The following is a 22,081-nucleotide window of genomic DNA, read 5'->3' as shown; positions in this document are numbered from 1 at the left end:
GGCGCGCTCCCTTGATCTATCTCAAGACAAAAAACGTTTTTGGATTTGAATTGAAACTTCAAGGCGAAGAATACGCTAGTACAAATATGAAACTGGCGCTCGAAATAGTGACGTCTCGACGTCCAGTCCGCGCGGCCGACCGACGCGGCGAACGAGAACGGCCCGCCTCGAGGGGAGGCGGGCCGCGGTCGTCTTCAGGCGGTCCCGCGCCGGAGGGGGCCCCCGGCGCCTGCCGCTCAGCTCAGGTCGGAGTCGTCCTCCGGGGTCACGTCCAGGATGTCCATGGACGAGCCGCCGGCGCCGGTCTCCACCGCCATCTCGGCGCCCATCTCCACCGCGGCGGCGGCGGCTTCCGCCTCCTTGGCCGCGATGATCTTGGCGTCGCGATCCGCGGCGACCTTCTTCACCCGCGCGGTGGCCCCGCCGGTGCCGGCCGGGATCAGGCGGCCGACGATGACGTTCTCCTTCAGGCCCACCAGCTTGTCGCGCTTGCCCTGCACGGCCGCCTCGGTCAGCACCCGGGTCGTCTCCTGGAAGGAGGCGGCCGAGATGAAGGACCGGGTCGACAGCGAGGCCTTGGTGATGCCCAGCAGGACCGGCTCGCCCGTCGCGGGCTTCAGGCCCTTGGCGTGCGCCTTCTCGTTCATCTCGTCGAACTCGACGCGGTCCACCTGCTCGCCCGCCAGGAAGGTCGTCTCGCCGCCGTCCAGGATCTCGATCTTCTGCAGCATCTGGCGAACGATCACCTCGATGTGCTTGTCGTTGATCTTCACGCCCTGCAGTCGGTAGACGTCCTGCACCTCGTTGACCAGGTAGTCGGCCAGCGCCTCGATCCCCATGATGCGGAGGATGTCGTGCGGGGCCGGGTGACCGTCCAGCAGGTACTCGCCCTTCTGGATGAAGTCGCCCTCCTGGACGCCGATGTGCTTGCCCTTGGGCACGAGGTACTCGACGGGGTCGAGGCTCTCGTCCGCCGGCTCGATGGTGATCCGCCGCTTGTTCTTGTAGTCGCGGCCGAACTTCACCGTGCCGTCCACCTCGGCGATGATCGCGTGATCCTTCGGACGCCGGGCCTCGAACAGCTCCGCCACCCGCGGCAGACCGCCGGTGATGTCCTTGGTCTTCGCGCCCTCGCGCGGGATACGGGCGAGCACGTCGCCGACCCGGATGTCCTGGCCGTCCTCGATCGAGAGGATCGCGTCCACCGACATCGGGTAGTGCGCCGGGTTGCCGTTCTCCAGCCGCACCGGCTCGCCGGTCTCGGGGTTCAGCACCAGGATCTCGGGCTTCAGCTCGTTCCCCTTGGGGGCCGAGCGCCAGTCGATCACGATGCGCTGGGAGATGCCGGTCGCATCGTCCGTCACCTCGCGCACCGAGACCCCGAGGTTGAGGTCGACGAACCGCGCGCGGCCCGCCTTCTCGGCGATGATCGGCAGGGTGTAGGGATCCCACTCGGCCAGCTTCTGGCCGCGCGCGATCTGATCCCCTTCCGAGACCAGCAGACGGGCGCCGTAGGGCAGCTTGAAGGTCGCCCGCTCGATCGGCGCCGCGCCGCGGTTGTCCATCACCGCCAGGGTCATGTTGCGGCCCAGCACGATGATGTTGCCGTCCTGATCGGTGATCAGGTTGCGGTTGCGGAACTCCAGGGTGCCCTCATGCGAGGACTCCATGAAGGAGTTGTCGGCCACGTTCGCCGCGCCGCCGATGTGGAAGGTCCGCATCGTCAGCTGGGTGCCGGGCTCGCCGATCGACTGCGCCGCGATGATGCCCACCGCTTCGCCCTCGTTCACCTGCGTGCCGCGGGCCAGGTCGCGGCCGTAGCACTGCACGCAGACGCCGTCCTGCAGCTCGCAGGTCAGGGGCGAGCGGATGTGCACCGTCTGCACGCCGGCCTCTTCGATGGCGTCGGCGTGATGCTCCTCGATCATGGTCCCGGCGGGGTGGATCACCTCGCCCGAGATCGGCTCGACCACGTCCTCGACCGGCACGCGGCCCAGGATGCGCTCGGCGAGCGAGGCGATGGTCTCGCCGCCGTCCACCACCGCCGAGGCCTGGATGCCCTTGTCGGTGCCGCAGTCGAACTCGCGCACGATGCAGTCCTGCGCCACGTCGACGAGACGACGGGTCAGGTAGCCCGAGTTGGCGGTCTTCAGCGCGGTGTCGGCCAGGCCCTTGCGGGCGCCGTGGGTCGAGTTGAAGTACTCGAGCACGGTCAGGCCTTCCTTGAAGTTCGAGGTGATCGGCGTCTCGATGATCTCGCCCGAGGGCTTGGCCATCAGGCCGCGCATGGCCGCCAGCTGACGCATCTGGGTCGGCGAGCCACGGGCGCCCGAGTGGGACATCATGTAGATGGAGTTGGGCTCCAGCTCCATGCCCGCGTCGTCCTTCTTGACCGACGAGATCTCGGCCATCATCTCGGCCGCGACGCGGTCGGTGCACTTGGCCCAGGTGTCGACCACCTTGTTGTACTTCTCGCCCTGGGTGATCAGGCCGTCGAGGTACTGCTGCTCGAACTCCTTCACCAGCTCGCGCGTCTCGTTGACGATCGGCCACTTGGTGTCGGGGATCACCATGTCGTCCTTGCCGAACGAGATGCCGGCCTTGAACGCCTCGGTGAAGCCCAGGCCCATGATCCGGTCGCAGAAGATCACCGACTCCTTCTGACCGCAGTGGCGGTAGACGGTGTCGATGACCTCGCCGACCTCCTTCTTGCGCAGAAGGCGGTTGACCAGGTCGAACGGGGTCTTGGCGTTCATCGGCAGGAGCTGGCCCAGCCGCATGCGGCCCGGGGTCGTCTCGAACCGCTTCACCTCGGGCTCGCCCGTCTCCGGGTTGATCTGGCGCACGCGGGCCTGGATCTTGGTGTGCATCTGCACGATCCCGGCGGCCAGCGCATGCTCGACCTCGTCCATCGAGCCGAAGACCATGCCCTCGCCGGGCAGGCCGTCACGCGCGATCGAGATGTAGTAGAGGCCGAGGATCATGTCCTGCGAGGGAACGATGATCGGCTTGCCGTTGGCGGGCGACAGGACGTTGTTCGTCGACATCATCAGGACGCGCGCTTCCAGCTGGGCCTCGAGGCTCAGGGGAACGTGCACGGCCATCTGGTCGCCGTCGAAGTCCGCGTTGAAGGCCGAGCAGACCAGCGGATGCAGCTGGATCGCCTTGCCCTCGATCAGCACCGGCTCGAAGGCCTGGATGCCGAGGCGGTGCAGCGTGGGCGCGCGGTTCAGCAGAACCGGATGCTCGCGGATCACCTCGTCGAGGATGTCCCAGACCTCGGGACGCTCCTTCTCGACCAGCTTTTTCGCCTGCTTGACGGTGGAGCTGAGGCCCTTGGCGTCGAGGCGCGCGTAGATGAAGGGCTTGAACAGTTCCAGCGCCATCTTCTTGGGCAGGCCGCACTGGTGCAGCTTCAGCTCGGGACCGGTCACGATCACCGAACGCCCCGAGAAGTCGACGCGCTTGCCGAGCAGGTTCTGACGGAACCGGCCCTGCTTGCCCTTGAGCATGTCGGCGAGCGACTTCAGCGGGCGCTTGTTGGCGCCGGTGATGACGCGGCCGCGACGGCCGTTGTCGAACAGCGCGTCCACCGACTCCTGCAGCATCCGCTTCTCGTTGCGGATGATGATGTCGGGCGCGCGCAGCTCGATCAGCCGCTTCAGGCGGTTGTTGCGGTTGATGACGCGGCGATACAGGTCGTTGAGGTCCGAGGTCGCGAAGCGGCCCCCGTCCAGCGGCACCAGCGGGCGCAGCTCGGGCGGGATCACCGGCACCACGGTCATCACCATCCACTCGGGCCGGTTGCCCGACTCGATGAAGTTCTCGACCAGCTTCAGGCGCTTGATGATCTTCTTGGGCTTCAGCTCGCCGGTGGCCTCGGAGAGGTCCACGCGCAGCTGCTCGGCCTCGCGCTCGAGGTCGATCTCGGCCAGCATCTCACGGATGGCCTCGGCGCCGATGCCGGCGCGGAAGGCGTCCTCGCCGTACTGGTCCTGCGCGTCGAGGTAGTCCTCCTCCGACATCAGCTGGCCGTGCTTGAGGTCCGTCAGGCCCGGCTCGATGACGACGTAGTTCTCGAAGTAGAGGATCCGCTCGAGGTCGCGCAGCGTCATGTCCAGCATCAGGCCGATGCGGGAGGGCAGCGACTTGAGGAACCAGATGTGCGCGACGGGGGAGGCCAGCTCGATATGGCCCATCCGCTCGCGGCGCACCTTCTGGAGGGTGACCTCGACGCCGCACTTCTCGCAGGTGATCCCGCGATACTTCATGCGCTTGTACTTGCCGCACAGGCACTCGTAGTCCTTGATCGGACCGAAGATGCGCGCGCAGAAGAGACCGTCCCGCTCCGGCTTGAACGTGCGGTAGTTGATGGTCTCGGGCTTCTTGATCTCGCCGAAGGACCAGCTGAGGATCCGCTCGGGCGAGGCCAGGGTGATCTTGATCTCGTCGAAGGTGCGGGGGGCCTGCACCGGCGCGAAGACGTTGGAGACTTCCTGGTTCATGCGTCAGCTCCCATAGAGCTCGAATTCAATGGCGGCCCGGTCGGCGCGGCGGGGTCGACCCGCCGCGCCAGAAATCCGGATCGCGCTCACTCGGAGCCTTCGCTGTCGAGCAGCTCCATGTTCAGGCCCAGAGAACGGATCTCCTTGACCAGAACGTTGAAGCTCTCGGGCACGCCGGCCTCGAAGTCGTCCTCGCCCTTGACGATGGACTCGTAGACCTTGGTGCGCCCGGCCACGTCGTCCGACTTGACCGTCAGCATCTCCTGCAGCGTGTAGGCCGCGCCGTACGCCTCCAGCGCCCAGACCTCCATCTCGCCGAACCGCTGGCCGCCGAACTGGGCCTTGCCGCCCAGGGGCTGCTGCGTGACGAGCGAGTACGGGCCCGTGGAGCGCGCGTGGATCTTGTCGTCCACCAGGTGGTGCAGCTTCAGCAGGTACTTCACGCCCACGGTCACCGGACGGGCGAACGCCTCGCCCGTGCGGCCGTCGTAGAGGGTCGACTGGCCCGAGACGTGGAAGCCCGCCCGCTCCAGCGCGTCGTTGACGTCCGGCTCCTTGGCGCCGTCGAAGACCGGGGTGCCGATGGGAACGCCGCGACGGACGTTCTCGGCGGCCTCCAGGATCTCCTCCTGCGTCATGTGCGAGGTCTCGGCCTCGTACACCTCGTCGGAGTAGGCGTGGCGCATCTTGGCCTCGACCTCGGCGAACTCGCCCGAGCGCTTGTAGTTGTCCAGCGCCTCGCCGATCTGGGCGCCCAGGCCGCGCGCGGCCCAGCCCATATGCGTCTCGAGGATCTGTCCGACGTTCATGCGCGAGGGCACGCCCAGCGGGTTGAGCACGAAGTCGACCGGCGTGCCGTCCTCGAGGAAGGGCATGTCCTCCTCGGGAACCACGCGGCTGATGACGCCCTTGTTGCCGTGACGGCCGGCCATCTTGTCGCCCGGCTGCAGCTTGCGCTTCACCGCGACGAACACCTTGACCATCTTCATCACGCCCGGCGGCAGGTCGTCCCCGCGACGCACCTTCTCGACCTTGTCGTCGAAGCGGCGCTCGAGGTTCTTCTTCTGCGCGTCGAACTGCTTGTTGAGGGCTTCCATCTCGGAGGCGTAGGCCTCCTCGGCGAGCGCCAGCTGCCACCACTGGCCGCGCGACAGCGTGCCCAGCAGCTCCTCGGTGATCTCCGAGCCGGCCTTGACGCCCTTGGGCCCCTTCACCGCGGTCTTGCCGAGGATCAGGTCCTTGAGGCGCGCGTAGATGTTGCGCTCCAGGATCGCCGTCTCGTCCTCGCGGTCGCGGGCCAGACGCTCGATCTCTTCACGCTCGATCTGCAGGGCGCGCTCGTCCTTCTCGACGCCGTGCCGGTTGAACACGCGCACCTCGACGACGGTGCCGTGGTCGCCCGGCGGCAGGCGCAGCGAGGTGTCGCGCACGTCGGAGGCCTTCTCGCCGAAGATGGCGCGGAGCAGCTTCTCCTCCGGCGTCATCGGGCTTTCGCCCTTCGGCGTGATCTTGCCGACGAGGATGTCCGCCGGCCCGACCTCGGCCCCGATGTAGACGATGCCCGCCTCGTCGAGGTTGCGCAGCGCTTCTTCACCGACGTTGGGGATGTCCCGCGTGATCTCTTCCGGCCCGAGCTTGGTGTCGCGGGCCATGACTTCGAATTCCTCGATGTGGATCGAGGTGAACACATCGTCCTTCACGATGCGCTCGGAGATCAGGATCGAGTCCTCGTAGTTGTAGCCGTTCCACGGCATGAACGCGACGAGCACGTTCTTGCCGAGCGCCAGCTCGCCGAGGTCCGTGGACGGGCCGTCGGCCACCACGTCGCCCGCCGCGACCCGATCGCCCACCTTCACCAGCGGACGCTGGTTGATGCAGGTGTTCTGGTTCGAGCGCTGGAACTTGCGCAGACGGTAGATGTCCACGCCCGGATCGCCCGGGTCCATGTCGTCGGTGACGCGCACGACGATGCGGACCGCATCGACCTGGTCGATGATGCCGCCGCGCCGCGCGGTGATCGCCGCGCCGGAGTCGCGCGCCACGATCTCCTCGATGCCGGTGCCCACGAAGGGGGCCTCGGCCTTCACCAGCGGCACCGCCTGGCGCTGCATGTTCGAGCCCATCAGCGCGCGGTTCGCGTCGTCGTTCTCGAGGAACGGGATCAGCGAGGCCGCGACCGACACCAGCTGCTTGGGCGAGACGTCGATCAGGTCGATGTTCTCGCGCGGGCTGAGCATGAACTCGCCGCCCTTGCGGGTGGAGACCAGGTCGTTGACGAACTCGTAGTCCTCGGTGAGGTTCGCGTTCGCCTGGGCGACGGTGTAGCGCATCTCCTCGGTGGCCGAGAGATAGACCACCTCGTCCGAGACCTTGCCGTCGATGACCTTGCGGTAGGGCGTCTCGATGAAGCCGTAGCGGTTCACGCGCGCGAACGAGGCCAGCGAGTTGATCAGGCCGATGTTCGGCCCTTCCGGCGTCTCGATCGGGCACATGCGGCCGTAGTGCGTCGGGTGCACGTCGCGCACCTCGAAGCCGGCGCGCTCACGGGTCAGACCGCCCGGCCCGAGGGCCGAGAGACGCCGCTTGTGGGTCACTTCCGACAGCGGGTTGGTCTGGTCCATGAACTGCGACAGCTGCGAGGAGCCGAAGAACTCCCGCACCGCGGCGGCCGCGGGCTTGGCGTTGATCAGGTCCTGCGGCATGACCGTGTCGATGTCGACCGAGGACATGCGCTCCTTGATCGCGCGCTCCATGCGCAGCAGGCCGACGCGGTACTGGTTCTCCATCAGCTCGCCGACGGAGCGCACGCGACGGTTGCCGAGGTGGTCGATGTCGTCCACCTCGCCGCGGCCGTCGCGCAGCTCGACCAGGGCCTTGATGACCGCGACGATGTCCTTGGTGCGCAGGGTGCGCATCGAGGGATCGGCGTCGAGGTCGAGGCGCATGTTCATCTTCACGCGGCCGACCGCGGAAAGATCGTAGCGCTCGCTATCGAAGAACAGGCCGTTGAACATGGTCTCGGCCGCGTCGACGGTCGGCGGCTCGCCGGGGCGCATGACGCGGTAGATGTCCAGAAGCGCCTGCTCCCGGTTCATGTTCTTGTCGGCGGCCATGGTGTTGCGCATCCACGGGCCGATCGAGATGTCGACGTCCAGCGTCGGGATCTCGTCGAAGCCCGCGTCGAGCAGCTCCTGGACGTTCTCTTCGTTCAGCTCGTCGCCGGCCTCGACGTAGATCGCGCCGGTCTTCTCGTTGATCAGGTCCTGCGCGACGTAGCGGCCGTACAGCGTCTCGAACGGCGCCAGCGTCTCGGCGACGTCGCCGCGCTCGAGCAGCTGGTTGATCTTGCGCGGGGTGATCTTCTTGTTGGCCTCGAACAGCACCTCGCCGGAGGCGGCGTCGATGATGTCGAAGTCGGGCTTGGTGGCCTTCAGACGCTCGCCGCGGAACGGCACCGCCCAGCCGTCCTTGACCCGGCGATACGGCACCATGCCGTAGAACTCCTCCATGATCTGGTCCTGCGTCAGGCCCAGGGCATAGAGCAGCGTCGTCACCGGCAGCTTCCGGCGCCGGTCGATGCGCGCGAAGACGATGTCCTTGGCGTCGAACTCGAAGTCGAGCCAGGAGCCGCGGTAGGGGATCACGCGCGAGGCGAACAGGAGCTTGCCCGAGGAGTGAGTCTTGCCCTTGTCATGGTCGAAGAACACGCCCGGGGAGCGGTGCATCTGGGAGACGATGACCCGCTCGGTCCCGTTGACGACGAAGGTGCCGTGCTTCGTCATCAGGGGCATGTCGCCCATGTAGACGTCCTGCTCCTTGATGTCCTTGACGGACTTCGCCTCGGTGTCGGGGTCCACCTCGAACACGATCAGGCGCAGGGTGACCTTCAGCGGCGCGGCATAGGTCATGTCGCGCTGCTGGCACTCTTCGACGTCGTACTTCGGCGCCTCGAGCTCGTACTTCACGAACTCCAGCACCGCGGTCTCGTTGAAGTCCTTGACGGGGAAGACGGACTGGAAGACCCCCTGGAGGCCCTCCCCGTCCATGGGGACCGCGCCGTCGCCCGAATCCAGGAACAGGTCGTACGAAGATTTCTGAACCTCGATCAGGTTCGGCATCTTCGCGACTTCACGGATCTTGCCGTAGCTCCTGCGGATGCGTTTGCGAACGGAATGCGTCTGAGTCATGCTCAACCTCGGCCTTCGGCGTCGTCGGTCCGGCGGGGCGGTCCGGCCGCGACGCGTCCGCAATGGGCGCGGATCCATATTCGTGCGGGCGTCCCACGGCCCGCGTCCCGGATCCCGCGCGCCCTCCGGGGCGCCTGCGGAAAAGGTCCCTGCCCTTCCCGCGGGCGTCCCGGAGGACGCTCGGTCATCGTCTGGTCCCCCTCGTCTTTTCCGGAGCGAGCCCCATCATATGGGGCGCCGGAGCGGCGATCGGGACCCCCGCCTCCTGGAACGGGGCCCTGCCCCGTCGTTCGGAAACGGACGAGCCGGCCCCGCGCGCACGCGGGGCCAGCCCTTGTTTCAGTAAGGCGCAGCCGCGGCCGCGCGCAAGCTCACTTAAGCTCGACCTTCGCGCCGGCTTCCTCGAGCTTCTTCTTGATCTCCTCGGCCTCGGCCTTCGGAGCCTGCTCCTTCACGGCCTTGCCGCCGGCCTCGACCAGCTCCTTGGCCTCTTTGAGGCCCAGGCCGGTGATGGCGCGGACTTCCTTGATCACGTTGATCTTCTTGTCGCCGGCTTCGACGAGGATCACGTCGAACTCGGTCTTCTCTTCCTCGGCGGCCGCGGCCTCCCCGGCGGGAGCGGCCATCATGACGGCGCCGCCGGCGGCGGGCTCGATGCCGTACTCGTCCTTGAGGAGGTTCTTCAGCTCGTTGGCCTCGAGCAGGGTCAGGTTCACCAGCTGCTCGGCGAGGGACTTGATGTCAGCCATTTTTCAGTTCCGTTTCCGTAAGTTTGCGTTCAGGCGATCGTCGCGTATCCGCGGTCGATCTCTCGATGGCAGATGCCTCGATCACGCGTCCTCTTTTTCCGTGATGGTCTTGAGGATGCCCGCGATGTTGCTCGCGGGGGCCGTGATCGCGCCGGCAAGGTTCGACGCAGGAGCGAGCAGCGCGCCGACGATGGAGGCGAGAACCTCCTCGCGGCTCGGCATCTTGGCCAGCTGCTTCACGCCTTCGGCGTCGAAGACCTCCGCACCCATGGCCCCGCCAATGATAACGAGCTTCTCGTTCTTCTTGGCATAGGCCTCGATCACCTTCGCCGGGGCGACGGGATCTTCGGAATAGGCGAGGACGGTCTGACCGACGAGGTGCTCCTTGAGCCCCTCGCACGGCTTGCCTTCCAGGGCGATCTTGGCGAGCGTGTTCTTGGCGACCCGGACCTGTCCGCCCGCATTCTTCATCTGAATGCGGAGGTCCGACATCTGCGCGACCGTGAGACCGGCGTAGTGACACACCACGACCGACCCGGACTCGGCGAAAGCTTTGTCGAGGTCCGCGATCACGGCCTCTTTTTGCGCTCTGTCCACAGGTGCACTCCAAGTTTGGGAGGCTTGCGCCCCCCGGCTCCATGGCCGCCAGGGTTGCCCCCGACGACGTTCAGGTCCCGTCCGGGTCCCGAGCCAAGACCGCGCCTTGCGGAGCGGTTCCGGAACTCGTTCCCCGTCTATGGCGGGCAATTAAGAAGACCCCCCGAAGGTGATCCTCACCCGCCGTCTCGGACGAGATGGGCGCCCGGGGATGCCCCCGGAGGCCCGGCTGCCGCCTTCGGGTCCGAGGACCCTCCGGCGAACCTCTGCTCGACGGCGCCCCCCCTGCGGGAGACGCCCCCGAAATCACTCGGCGGAGGCCGAAGCCACGTCCACCGACACGCCCGGCCCCATCGTCGAGGAGAGCGAGATCTTCTTCAGGTAGGTGCCCTTGGCGCCGGTCGGCTTGGAGCGCGCGACGGCGGCCACGAAGGCCCGCACGTTCTGCGCCAGCGCGTCGGCGTCGAAGCTGGCCTTGCCCACGCCGCCGTGGATGATGCCGGCCTTCTCGACGCGGAACTGCACCTCGCCGCCCTTGGCGTTCTTCACCGCCTGGGCCACGTCCATGGTCACGGTGCCGACCTTGGGGTTCGGCATCAGGCCGCGGGGGCCCAGCACCTTCCCGAGACGGCCGACGAGCGGCATCATGTCCGGGGTCGCGATGCAGCGATCGAAGTCGATCGTGCCGCCCTGGATCGTCTCCATCAGGTCCTCGGCGCCGACGATGTCCGCGCCGGCGGCCTGCGCCTCGTCGGCCTTCGGGCCGCGGGCGAAGACGGCGACGCGCACGGTCTTGCCGGTGCCGTTGGGCAGGGTCACCACGCCGCGCACCATCTGGTCCGCGTGACGGGGGTCGACGCCCAGGTTCATCGCGATCTCGACGGACTCGTCGAACTTCGCCTTGGCGTTGGCCTTGATCAGGGCCACGGCCTCTTCGAGACCGAGGTTCTCCTTGCCGTCGACGGCGGCCCGGTTCGCTTTCGCGCGCTTGCTCAGCTTAGCCATCGTTTCAGCCCTTCACCTCGATGCCCATCGACCGGGCGGAACCGAGGATGATCTGCATCGCCGCGTCGATGTCGTTGGCGTTCAGATCCTTCATCTTCGCTTCCGCGATCTCGCGCACCTGCTTGGCGGTGACCGAGCCGGCGGTGTCGCGGCCGGGCTTGTTGGCGCCCGACTTCAGGCCCGCGGCCTTCTTGAGGAAGAACGACGCCGGGGGCGTCTTGATCTCGAAGGTGAAGGACTTGTCCTGGTAGTAGGTGATGATGGTCGGGCACGGGGCGCCGACTTCCATCCCCTGCGTCGCCGCATTGAATTCCTTGCAGAACGCCATGATGTTGATGCCGCGCTGACCCAGCGCCGGGCCGATCGGCGGCGAGGGGTTCGCCTTGCCCGCCGGCACCTGCAGCTTCAGGCTGCCGATGATCTTCTTGGCCATATGGCCTCTCCTTCATCCCGCCCCCGGAACGCGATCCGGCGGCTTTCGGTTAGCGGTGCGGTCCGGACGACGCGTCGCCCTCGCCTCCCGCGCCTTTCGCTCAGGCCTCTTTCTGGACCTGGGCGTATTCCAGCTCGACCGGGGTCGAGCGGCCGAAGATCGAGACCGCCACCTTCAGGCGGGCGTTCGCCTCGTCCACTTCCTCGACCATGCCGGTGAAGCTCTCGAACGGGCCGTCGGTGACCTTCACCTGCTCGCCGATCTCGAAGGTGATGGCGGGGCGCGGACGCTCCACCCCTTCGGCGACCTGGCTGATCAGGCGCTCGACCTCGGAGTCCCGCAGGGGCGTCGGGCGCCCCATCGGGCCGAGGAAGCCGGTCACCCGGTTCGTGCCCATGACGAGGTGATAGGCCTCGTCCGTCATCTGCATCTTCACCAGAACGTAGCCCGGCATGAATCGGCGCTCGGTCTGCACCTTCTTGCCGCGACGCAGCTCGACGACTTCCTCGGTCGGGACCAGCACGTCCTCGATCTCGTCCTCGAGCCCGTTCTGACGAGCGCCCTCCTTGATCGCCTCGGCGACCTTCTTCTCGAAGTTGGAGAGCACGTGGACCGTATACCAGCGCTTCGCCATGCCGCCTGCCGAACCTCGCCCTTCGCGTCCTTGCCGGACGCCGTCTTCTCTCAAAGCATCAGGCGCGCGGCCTCGGGGGACGTTCCCCGAATCGCTGCGCGCCGTACTTCCTGATGGGAGCGCCCCCACTACAGGCGGCGACGCTCTATGGCAAGCCCCGAGGCCGTTGCGTCGGCCCGAGGCGGTTCGCTCCGATCCGGGACGGACGGGCCGGCCTGCGCGAGAGGCGGCGCCGCGTCCGCGAGACAGGGGAGAGGAGCGGGACCGGCGGGCGGGCCCGCGAGGTCAGAGGCTGGTCGCGCCCAGGTGCAGGATCTGGTCGATCCCGAAGCCGATCAGCGTGTCGACGCCGAAGAAGAAGGCCGCGGCCAGCGCCGCCATCACGAACACCATGATGGTGGTCACGACGGTCTCGCGGCGGGTGGGCCAGACCACCTTGGCGGCCTCGGAACGCACCTGCTGGATGAACTGCAGGGGATTCGCGCGGGCCATTCGGAGGTCTCCTCGATCCGGTCGCCCGCCCGTCGGCGGGACCCTGGCCTCCGGCGCCGGCGGCGCGCGGAGAATTCGCTGGCAGGGGCGGAGGGACTCGAACCCCCGGCCCTCGGTTTTGGAGACCGATGCTCTACCAACTGAGCTACACCCCTCCAGCGGAGGCGGTCTCTACCGCTCGTCAGATGGGAGGTCAAGCGGCGGCGTGCAAGTTCCGCAGCGTCCGCGGCCGCACGCCCCGCCCGCAAGCGGCCCCGCGGGCCGCGACGCCCGCCCGGAGCGCCTCCGCCGGGCGCCTCGGCTCCGTTCCGGGCGCCCTGCCCCGCGGTTCCGACGCGGCCGGCGCCGCCGGAGAGAATCGTCGGAAGGCCCGGGATTCGGCGCCACGGTCCCCGACCGCCCGCGCCCAGAGCGGGCCGGGACGCGGCGGAGGCCCGAGGGCCGAGCGCCAGCGGCACGAGGACCGGGTTGGCGGAGCGGGCGCCGGGCCGGCGAGGCCCCCTAGAACGAAAAGAGCGGGCCGTGGGGCCCGCTCTCTGGATCCGTCAGGCGCGCTGCGCCCTCAGCCGGCCAGGCACCAGCGCAGGATCGCCTTCTGGGCGTGCAGGCGGTTCTCGGCCTCGTCGAAGATCACCGAATGGGGTCCATCCATGACCTCGGAGGTCGCCTCCTCCTCCCGGTGGGCGGGCAGGCAGTGCATGAACAGCGCGTCGGGCTTGGCCTTCGCCATCAGCGCCCCGTTCACCTGGTAGGGGCGCAGCTGGTTGTGGCGGCGGTCGCGGGCCGAGGCGTCGTCGTGCATCGACAGCCACGTGTCCGTGACCACCAGGTCCGCCCCCTCGGCCGCCTTCAGCGCGTCGCGCTCGATCACCACCTCGGCGCCCTCGCCGCGGGCCCAGTCGACCACCTTGGGGTCGGGGTCCAGCGTCTCGGGACCCGTGAAGGTCATGTCGAAGCCGAAGCGGCCGGCGGCGTGCAGGAACGACGCGCAGACGTTGTTGCCGTCGCCCGACCACACCACCTTGCGCCCCGCGATCGAGCCGCGATGCTCCTCGTAGGTCATCACGTCGGCCATGATCTGGCAGGGGTGCGAGCGGTTGGTCAGCCCGTTGATGACGGGGACCGTGGCATGCTCCGCAAGCTCCAGCAGCGTATGCTCCTCGAACGTGCGGATCATGATCGCGTCGACGTAGCGGCTCAGCACGCGGGCGGTGTCGGCCACCGTCTCGCCGTGGCCCAGCTGCATCTCGGCGCCGGTCAGCATCATCGTCTCGCCGCCCATCTGGCGGATGCCCACGTCGAAGGAGACGCGGGTCCGGGTCGAGGGCTTCTCGAACACCAGGGCGACCATCTTGCCGGCCAGCGCCAGGTCGTCGTCCGGCGTGCCCTTGGGGCGGCCGGCGCGGGCGTCCTTCACGGCGCGGGCGTCCTCGATGATCGCGCGCAGGGTCTTGGCGGGGACCTTGTCCAGGTCGAGGAAGTGCCGGGTCATCCGGTCGCCTCCTTCAGCTTGCCCTCCACCGCGACCGCCGTCGCGTCGAGGCGCTCGACGGCCTCGGCCATCTCTTCGTCGGTGATGTTCAGCGGCGGCAGCAGGCGCACCACGTTGTCGGCGGCGGGAACCACCAGCACATGGGCGCCGTAGCCGGCGGCCACGACGTCGGTGTTGGGGGCCTTGCACTTGAGGCCCAGCATCAGCCCCTCGCCCCGCACGCCCTCGTAGACGTCGGGATGGGCGGCGATCAGGCCTTCGAGCTTCTGGCGAAGCGCGCCGGCCTTGCGGTTGACCTCGGCCAGGAACCCGTCCTCGAGCACCGCCTCCATCACCGCGACGCCCACCGCGCAGCCCAGCGGGTTGCCTCCGTAGGTCGAGCCGTGGGTGCCCGCGACCATGCCGTCGGCCGCGGATTCCGTGGCCAGGCACCCTCCCAGCGGGAAGCCGCCGCCGATGCCCTTGGCGATGGTCATGATGTCCGGCTCGATCCCCGCCCACTCGTAGGCGAAGAGCTTGCCGGTCCGCGCCACGCCGCACTGGATCTCGTCGAGGATCAGCAGCAGGTCATGCTCGTCGCAGAGCTTGCGCAGCAGCTTCAGGAAGGCCGCGTCGACCATCCGGATGCCGCCCTCGCCCTGGATCGGCTCGATCAGGATCGCGGCCGTCTCCGGGCCGATGGCCGCGCGCAGCGCCGCCTCGTCGCCCATCGGGACCTTGTCGAACCCTTCGAGGATCGGGCCGAAGCCCTTGGTCATCTTCTCGCCGCCCGAGGCCGCGATGCCCGCCGAGGAGCGGCCGTGGAAGGCCCCCTCGAAGGTGATGATCCGCACCTTCTCCGGCTTCCCGTTATGGTGGAAGTGCTTGCGCGCCATCTTGACCGCGCACTCGATCGCCTCGGTGCCCGAGTTCGTGAAGAACACGGTGTCGGCGAAGGTGTTGTCGGTCAGGAGCTGCGCGAGCTTCTCCTGGTTGGGAATTCGGTAGAGGTTCGAGGTGTGCCACAGACGTCGGGCCTGGGACTCCAGCGCAGCGACGAGACGCGGGTTGGCATGGCCCAGAACGTTGACCGCGATCCCGGCGCCGAGATCCAGATAACGTTCACCCTTGTCGTCGATCAGCCAGGGACCGGACCCTTCCACGAAGGAAAGGGGGGCCCGCGCATAGGTCGGCAGGACCGGCGTGATCACTCGAGGACTCCTCGTATGTATTCGGCCGCAGAATGGAAATCGCCCCGCGTGGGCGGCCGGGCCGGGCGGGGCGGAACGGGCTGCATCGGGCAAAGTGCGCGAAAAGTCAATCAACCGGGCCTGTCCGGCGTGCGAAATCGCCCCCCGGCGCGCCCTCGCGGCCGCGCTCTGGCCGTAGCGCTCGAGTAAAACGACCGGGATGGGAGGGAGAATGGACCGCGCCGCTCCAACATCCTGACGATAAGTCAGGCAGGGGCGCGTTGCGCGTCGAGTCCGCGGGGAAGGCCCGGCGCTTAGCCCCGCTCTCCGGACGAATGAGGAGGGTCGTCGGGGGCCTCGCCCTCGGGACGGAGCATCCTCCGCCATCGCCCGCAGGGCGCAGAGCCGCTGGGCGGGTCAGGCGAGGGGGGCGCCGGACCTGCCGGCGCCCCAGTCTACAACGCGCCGCTCAGGCGAGCGCGGAGAACGCCGCGGCCGCGGCCGCGACGGCCGAGGCGGCGCCCAGGGCCAGCCCCAGCGCCACCTTCGTCGCGCGCCACAGGCCGCGCCCCAGGGCGCCGCCGACGGCGGCGGCGAGGCCGCTCGCGGCCGCCGGGGCCGAGACGGCGCCCGGCGCGCCCTTCGGCGCGGGTTCGCGCGGGCGGCGCGCCTCCTCGGGCGCGAAGCTTCTCGGCGATGCGGCCGCGGCGGCGGACGGGGCGTGCAGAGGGGGGTCGATGCGCGTCATTCGGGTCTCCAGGATCGTTTCCGGGACGGGCGAAGCGGAGGGTCGGCGGGAGGGTCCGCGGGCGTCAGCCGAGGACGAGGAACACGCCCACCAGAACCGCCATGGCGAGGCCGGAGGCCGCCAGCCAGCGGGCGTGACCGGAGCGGTCGAACACGATCATCCCGGCGCTGGCGCGGCCGTCGCCGATGCGGGCGGCCTGCTCGCGCAGCAGCGCGGCCTCGTCCTCGTCCTCCGCCACGGCCTCCGCCGCGTCGTGGGGATGGGCGATGCCGCCGCGGTGGGGATGCGTCTGGCTGGAGGCGGCGGCGCGGGACAGAAGCTCGGCGGCGCGCTGGTCCTCGAGCGCCTTGCGGAAGGCCGCGGTCTCCCGCGCGCTTCGGTCGGAGCCGTCGGGCTCCGGCGCAGGGTGGTCGGCGGCAGGTCGGGCGTCCGGGGCGGAGGGCTCTCGGGCGGGGCTGAGGGTGGACATGGAACCTCTCCTTGCAGCGGGGCGCCGCCGGTCTGGTCCCATCCGCGTCCGCGGATGGTCCCCCCGCAGCGCACCCGAAGCAGATCGGGGGCGGGCGGCGGGGATTCAACGCGCGGATACGAAAAGCGCCGCCGCGCAACGGGAACGTGATGCCCGCTGCGCGGCGGCGCAGGTCGCTTCGGCCGTCCGGTCGCGGGCGCCCTGCGGCGGGCGCCCGGCCTTGTCAGCGCAGGTCCGGCGGGGTCGCCTCGTCGACGATCATCGCCGCGGCTTCCTCGAGCGGCATCACCGACTGCCCCTTCTCGCCCAGGCGGCGGATCGAGACGGTGCGCTCCTCGACCTCCTTGCGCCCGACCGCGAGGATCAGGGGCACGTGGGCGAGCGAGTGCTCGCGGACCTTGTAGTTGATCTTCTCGTTGCGGACGTCCGCCACCGCGCGCAGACCCACGGCGCGCAGGGCGGCCGCGGCCTCCTGCGCGTAGTCGTCGGCGTCGGAGGTGATCGTGGCGATCACCACCTGCTGGGGGGCGAGCCACAGCGGGAAGCGGCCGGCGTGGTTCTCGATCAGGATGCCGAGGAACCGCTCGAAGCTGCCCAGGATGGCGCGGTGCATCATGACGGGGCGGACCTTCTCGCCCGCGTCGTTCACGTACTCCGCATCCAGCCGCACCGGCAGGTTGAAGTCGGCCTGGAAGGTGCCGCACTGCCATTCGCGCCCGATGGCGTCGGTCAGCTTGAAGTCCAGCTTCGGCCCGTAGAAGGCGCCCTCGCCCGGGTCCACCTCATAGGGCAGGCCCAGCGCCTGGATCGCCTTCTCCAGCGCCGCCTCGGCCTTGTCCCAGACCTCGTCCGAGCCCACCCGCTGCTCCGGCCGGGTCGAGAGCTTGATGTCGAACTTCTCGAACCCGAGGTCGGCGTAGACCGAGCTCAGCAGCTGGATGAAGTCGGCGCACTCGCTCTCGATCTGGTCTTCGGTGCAGAAGATGTGGGCGTCGTCCTGGGTGAAGCCGCGCACGCGCATAAGCCCGTGCATCGAGCCAGAGGACTCGTAGCGATGGCACGAGCCGAACTCGGCCAGCCGCAGCGGCAGGTCGCGATAGCTCTTCTGGCCTTGGTTGTAGACCTGGACGTGGCAGGGGCAGTTCATCGGCTTCAGCGCGTTCACGCGCTTCTCGTTCGCGTGGGCGCCGGCCTCCGAGGTCTCGTCGATCTCGGTGATGAACATGTTCTCGTGGTAGTTCTCCCAGTGGCCCGAGGCCTCCCAGAGCTTCCGATCCACGACCTGCGGCGTCCTGATCTCCTTGTAGTTCGCCTTGGTCAGGCGACGGCGCATGTAGTCCTCGAGCGCGCGGTAGACCGTCCACCCGTCGGGGTGCCAGAACACCATGCCCGGCGCCTCGTCCTGGAGGTGGAACAGGTCCATCTCCTTGCCGATCTTGCGGTGGTCGCGGCGCTTGGCCTCCTCCAGCTGGTGGAGGTAGGCGTCGAGGTCCTGGCGGTTGCGGAAGGCCACGCCGTAGATGCGCTGGAGCATCTTGTTGCGGTGGTCGCCGCGCCAGTAGGCGCCGGCCACCGACATCAGCTTGAACGCATCGGGGGGCACCTGCCCCGTATGCACCAGGTGCGGGCCGCGGCAGAGGTCCTGCCAGTCGCCGTGCCAGTACATGCGGATCGGCTGCCCCTCGGGGATCATGCCGACGAGCTCGACCTTGTAAGGCTCGCCATTGCCCTCGTAGTGGGCGATGGCGCGCTCGCGCTCCCAGACCTCGGTGCGCACCGGATCGCGCTTGGCGATGATCTCGCGCATCTTCTTCTCGATGGCCTCGAGATCTTCCGTCGAGAACGCCTCCTCGCGGTCGAAGTCGTAGTACCAGCCGTTCTCGATCACCGGGCCGATGGTGACCTTCACGTCCGGCCACAGCTCCTGCACCGCGCGCGCCATGATGTGCGCGCAGTCGTGGCGCACCAGCTCGAGCGCCTCGGCCTCGTCCTTCATCGTCACCAGCGCGACCTGGGCGCCGTCCTCAAGCGGCGCCGACAGGTCCGTCAGCTTGCCGTCGACCTTGGCCGCGATGGCGGCCTTGGCGAGCGACTTGGAGATGTCGGCGGCGAGGTCGGCGGAGGAGGCCCCCGCCGGCATAGTCCGCGTGGCGCCGTCCGGCAGGGTCACGGTGACCTGCCGGGCCTCGACCGAGGAGGACTCGGGACGGGCGGCGTGCGCGTCGGACATGGGGTGTCTCCAAAGGATCTTCGGCGCCGCGGGACCGTCCCGCGTCGCGTGGCGCGCACCATATGGGGGGCGGGCTTCCTGTCAAGGAAGGGCTGGGCCGCGGGGGCGCTTCGCCGCCAGGCGGGTCCGCGGGGCGACGTCGCAGGGCGCGGTTCCACGATGCGGAAAGCGCTTCGGGAATGCGGGACGCCGCGGCAGGCCCGGTTGCGTCCCGCCCGCCCGGCATGGGAGGCGCGCGGCGCCCGAGCGCCGCTCCCGTCGCTAAAACCGGACCCCGCGGAGGCCCCGATGACCGACGTTCACGCCCCTCGCCCGGCCGAGGCCGGACCCGACCTGTCGCTGCGCCGCAGCCTGCCGCCCGATCCCGGGCCGCTGGGCCGCCTGCTGGCCGACCCCGACGACCTGACGCTGGCGAACCCCAACGCCGCCCATCCGTTCGACCCGGTCGAATGGCAGGAGAAGTGGCTGGGCGATCCCGACGACGCCGCCTTCTACGTGACCGACCCGCAGGGCCGCGAGGTCGGCTTCTTCGCGCTGCGCGTGGGCGTGGGGCCGGAGGTGCGCCACCTGGCCTACCTGTGCCTCGACCCCGCCTATCGCGGCGGCGCCGGGCGGCGGATGACCGAGCTGGTGCGCGAGGCCGCCGAGGCGCTCGACGCCCTCACCGTCACCCTGAAGGTCGAGCTCGACAACGCCCCGGCGCTGAACGCCTACCGCGCCGCAGGCTACGAGGAGCTGTCCCGCCGCCGCGGCATGGCCACGCTGCGCCTGGACCTCGAGGACCTCGCCGCCTGAGGAACGACGCCGGCGGCGTGCCGCGTGCGCCCCATCCCGGCGCGCCCTGCGGTCCACTGGGCGTCCGCCCAGCCGCAAGGCGCCCCGGGCTCGACCCGGGGCCTCCCCCGCCGCCGGCCGCCGGCGGGGACGCGCGCAGAACCGCGGCGCGCCCGCTCAGCCGCGCCCCGTCACCCGGTCGTAGATCTCCAGCGTCGCCCGCTGCATCCCCTCGGTCGAGAAGCGCTGCATGACGCGGGTGCGTCCCGCCAGACCCATGTGCTCGCGCGCGCTCTCGTCCATCGACAGGGCCGCCTGCACCGCGTCGGCCAGCGCCTGCGCGTCGCCGGGCGGATAGCGCCAGCCGGTCAGCCCGTCCTCGACCGTCTCGCGCGCGCCGCCGTGGTCGGTGGCGATCACCGGGCGGCCCATGGCCTGCGCCTCGACCGCCACGCGCCCGAAGGCCTCCGGCTCCAACGAGGCCGACACCACCACCGAGGCCAGCTTCAGCCCCGCGGCCATGTCGTCGCAATGCCCCGCCAGCGCGCAGCAGCCCTCGACCCCGCGCTCCCGGATCCGGGCGGCCATCTCGCGGCCGTAGGGGGAGTCGGGCTCGCCCCCGACCATCAGGAACAGGAAGTCGTCCGCGCCCCGCCGCTCCCGCAGCGTCGCGCAGGCGTCGATGAAATGCGCCTGGCCCTTCCAGCGGGTCAGGCGGCCGGGCAGCATCACCACCGGGCGCGGATCCTCGACCAGGCCCCAGCGCTCGGCCAGCTCCGCCGTGCGCGCGCCCGAGATCGCGGCCGGATCGAAGGCCGCCACGTCGGCGCCGCGGGGGATCGTCACCACCTCGGCCGAGGGATGGCGGACCCGAATCATCTCCGCGATGAACTCCGACACCGCGATCACCGGGCGGCCGCGGGCCATGATCCCGTTCCACAGCGACTTGCCGGGGAAGTTCTCCTTGTAGACGCCGTGCCAGGTGGTCACGAACGGCACGCCCGTCGCCTTCGCCGCGAACCAGCCCGCCCAGGCGGGGGCGCGGGAGCGGGCGTGAACCACCTCCACCCCCTCGGCCCGGATCAGCTCGGCCAGCGCCTTGGCGTTCGCCCGGATCGCCCAGGGGGCCTTGCGCCCCACCTCCATCCGGATCAGGCGGCCGCCGGCGCGGGCGAGCGCGCTTTCCATCCGACCGCCCTTCGAGGCGACGAGCGCCACGCCGCCGGCGCGCGCCACCGCCTGCGCGATCTCGACCGTGCCGCGCTCCACCCCGCCGCCATCGAGCGCCGGCGTCAGCTGCAGCACGACCGGGCCCCGGCCGGCCGCGGACGCCGTCCCGCTCCCCGCGCCGACGCCCGCCGCGGGGTCGACATCGCCCCGCGGGGCGGTAGTCTGCGCCCCCGCGCCGGAGGGCGCATCGCCGGACGCCCCGCCGGCGCGCGCATTGGAAGCGGAGCCCGTTCCATCCATGACCAAACCGTCTGACCTCCCGGATTTCCTCGCGCTCGAGGACGGCCGCAGGATCGCATACCACAGGACCCGCGCGAGCGACGAGTCGGCCGAAGGCGCCGCGCGCCCCGGCGTGGTGTTCCTGGGCGGCTTCAAGTCCGACATGACCGGCACCAAGGCCACCTTCCTCGAGGACGCCTGCCGCGCCCGGGGCCTCGCCTTCCTGCGCTTCGACTACACGGGCCACGGCCAGAGCTCCGGCGACTTCGAGGACGGCTGCATCGGCGACTGGGCGCGCGACGCGCTCGATGCGCTCGACGCGCTGACCGAGGGGCCGCAGGTGCTGATCGGCTCCTCCATGGGCGGCTGGATCAGCCTGCTGACCGCCCGCGCCCGGCCCGAGCGGCTGGCCGCCCTGGTCACCATCGCCGCCGCCCCCGACTTCACCGAGGACGGGATGTGGGCGGCCTTCACCGACGACCAGAAGGCGGAGATGGCGAAGACCGGCCGCGTCGAGCTGCCCTCGGAATATTCCGACGAGCCCTACGTCATCACCCAGAAGCTGATCGAGGACGGGCGCGCCCAGCTGGTGCTGCGCACGCCCCTCTCCCTGCCCTTCCCGGTGCGCCTGCTGCAGGGGACGGCGGACGAGGACGTGCCGGTCGACTGGGCGCTGCGCCTGCTCGACCACGCCGACGGGCCCGACATCCGCCTGACGCTGGTCAAGGACGCCGACCACCGCTTCTCCGGCCCTGCCGAGCTGGCGCTGATCGAGGCCGCGCTCGACGAGGTGCTGGCCCTGCACGCCGCCGCGGACTGAGGGTCGCCGCGGCCCTCGAGGCCGCCCGGGCCGCGGTCTCCCCTGCGACCTCTGCGCACCCCCTCCCCGCCGTTGCGGCGCCGCGCAGCCGCTTGAGCCGGCGGCGAAATCGTCCGGCGCGGCGCGCGGCCGCGGGCTTTCGGGGCGCGCGGAGCCGCCCTGCGCAGGCTCCCGGCCTTCGCGACGCGGTCCGCGGCGCCGCATGCGTCCGCCGTCGGGGCGCCCGGCGGGCGTCGCGGCGGCGCGACGGACGCGCGCCGCCGCAGGGTCTTGTTCACCAAACCTGTTGCCCTATCGTCCCCGCCCGGCCATTCTCCGCGGGCGCAGC

At 69.7% G+C, this 22,081-nt stretch carries 16 protein-coding genes and 1 tRNA gene; 2 read left to right on the top strand and 15 right to left on the bottom strand.

The genetic code is table 11. The features are described 5' to 3' along the window. Positions 1–236: 236 nt before the first annotated feature. The 14 genes from rpoC to thrS all read right to left on the bottom strand — a co-directional run bounded on the left by rpoC (position 237) and on the right by thrS (position 18,710). Positions 237–4,505, bottom strand: a complete 4,269-nt coding sequence (rpoC, locus tag P2H44_RS17335) for a DNA-directed RNA polymerase subunit beta' (protein ID WP_275765344.1) — start codon at positions 4,503–4,505, stop codon at positions 237–239. Between the two features lie 86 nt (positions 4,506–4,591). Then, complete coding sequence (gene rpoB, locus P2H44_RS17330; protein ID WP_275765342.1) at positions 4,592–8,692, bottom strand: DNA-directed RNA polymerase subunit beta; 4,101 nt, start codon at positions 8,690–8,692, stop codon at positions 4,592–4,594. 371 nt (positions 8,693–9,063) lie between these two features. Continuing rightward, positions 9,064–9,441, bottom strand: a complete 378-nt coding sequence (gene rplL, locus P2H44_RS17325; RefSeq protein WP_275765340.1) for a 50S ribosomal protein L7/L12 — start codon at positions 9,439–9,441, stop codon at positions 9,064–9,066. A gap of 81 nt (positions 9,442–9,522) precedes the next feature. After that, positions 9,523–10,038 carry a 50S ribosomal protein L10 gene (gene rplJ, locus P2H44_RS17320; protein ID WP_275765338.1) on the bottom strand — a complete coding sequence of 172 codons (516 nt, stop codon included), beginning with the start codon at positions 10,036–10,038 and terminating at the stop codon, positions 9,523–9,525. 306 nt (positions 10,039–10,344) lie between these two features. Next, on the bottom strand, positions 10,345–11,043 hold the full coding sequence (gene rplA / locus P2H44_RS17315) for a 50S ribosomal protein L1 (protein WP_275765337.1): 699 nt from the start codon (positions 11,041–11,043) through the stop codon (positions 10,345–10,347). A gap of 4 nt (positions 11,044–11,047) precedes the next feature. Then, on the bottom strand, positions 11,048–11,476 hold the full coding sequence (gene rplK / locus P2H44_RS17310; protein WP_275765336.1) for a 50S ribosomal protein L11: 429 nt from the start codon (positions 11,474–11,476) through the stop codon (positions 11,048–11,050). A gap of 100 nt (positions 11,477–11,576) precedes the next feature. Continuing rightward, positions 11,577–12,110, bottom strand: a complete 534-nt coding sequence (gene nusG, locus P2H44_RS17305) for a transcription termination/antitermination protein NusG (RefSeq protein WP_275765333.1) — start codon at positions 12,108–12,110, stop codon at positions 11,577–11,579. 285 nt (positions 12,111–12,395) lie between these two features. Next, entirely contained in the window at positions 12,396–12,602 is a 207-nt protein-coding gene (gene secE / locus P2H44_RS17300; protein ID WP_275765331.1) for a preprotein translocase subunit SecE, read from the bottom strand. 79 nt (positions 12,603–12,681) lie between these two features. Continuing rightward, positions 12,682–12,757, bottom strand: a tRNA-Trp gene (locus P2H44_RS17295). A gap of 407 nt (positions 12,758–13,164) precedes the next feature. Beyond that, entirely contained in the window at positions 13,165–14,094 is a 930-nt protein-coding gene (argF, locus tag P2H44_RS17290) for an ornithine carbamoyltransferase (protein ID WP_275765329.1), read from the bottom strand. Next, positions 14,091–15,284 carry an aspartate aminotransferase family protein gene (locus tag P2H44_RS17285; RefSeq protein ID WP_275765327.1) on the bottom strand — a complete coding sequence of 398 codons (1,194 nt, stop codon included), beginning with the start codon at positions 15,282–15,284 and terminating at the stop codon, positions 14,091–14,093. Before P2H44_RS17285 ends, argF begins: the two co-directional genes overlap by 4 nt. A gap of 448 nt (positions 15,285–15,732) precedes the next feature. Then, the gene (locus P2H44_RS17280; RefSeq protein ID WP_275765325.1) at positions 15,733–16,011 is read right to left on the bottom strand and encodes a hypothetical protein; all 279 of its coding nucleotides are present in this window, start codon (positions 16,009–16,011) and stop codon (positions 15,733–15,735) included. A 64-nt stretch (positions 16,012–16,075) separates the two neighbouring features. Further along, positions 16,076–16,480: a hypothetical protein gene (locus P2H44_RS17275; protein WP_275765323.1), complete on the bottom strand. Its 405-nt coding sequence runs from the start codon at positions 16,478–16,480 to the stop codon at positions 16,076–16,078. A gap of 223 nt (positions 16,481–16,703) precedes the next feature. Further along, the gene (gene thrS / locus P2H44_RS17270; RefSeq protein WP_275765322.1) at positions 16,704–18,710 is read right to left on the bottom strand and encodes a threonine--tRNA ligase; all 2,007 of its coding nucleotides are present in this window, start codon (positions 18,708–18,710) and stop codon (positions 16,704–16,706) included. Between the two features lie 288 nt (positions 18,711–18,998). Here thrS and P2H44_RS17265 point away from each other — a divergent pair, with 288 nt between their 5' ends. Then, positions 18,999–19,505 carry a GNAT family N-acetyltransferase gene (locus P2H44_RS17265; RefSeq protein ID WP_275765320.1) on the top strand — a complete coding sequence of 169 codons (507 nt, stop codon included), beginning with the start codon at positions 18,999–19,001 and terminating at the stop codon, positions 19,503–19,505. Between the two features lie 156 nt (positions 19,506–19,661). Here P2H44_RS17265 and P2H44_RS17260 read toward each other — a convergent pair whose 3' ends face one another. Continuing rightward, a complete protein-coding gene (locus tag P2H44_RS17260; protein ID WP_275765318.1) occupies positions 19,662–20,789 on the bottom strand; it encodes a glycosyltransferase family 4 protein in 1,128 nt (375 codons plus the stop codon). Between the two features lie 163 nt (positions 20,790–20,952). On the opposite strand from P2H44_RS17260, the gene P2H44_RS17255 reads away from it, so the two are divergent. Then, entirely contained in the window at positions 20,953–21,753 is an 801-nt protein-coding gene (locus P2H44_RS17255) for an alpha/beta hydrolase (protein WP_275765316.1), read from the top strand. Positions 21,754–22,081 lie beyond the last annotated feature (328 nt).

The sequence above is a fragment of the Albimonas marina genome, from assembly GCF_029223255.1.
Lineage (GTDB): Bacteria > Pseudomonadota > Alphaproteobacteria > Rhodobacterales > Rhodobacteraceae > Albimonas.
This window is presented reverse-complemented; position numbering and strand designations above follow the sequence as displayed.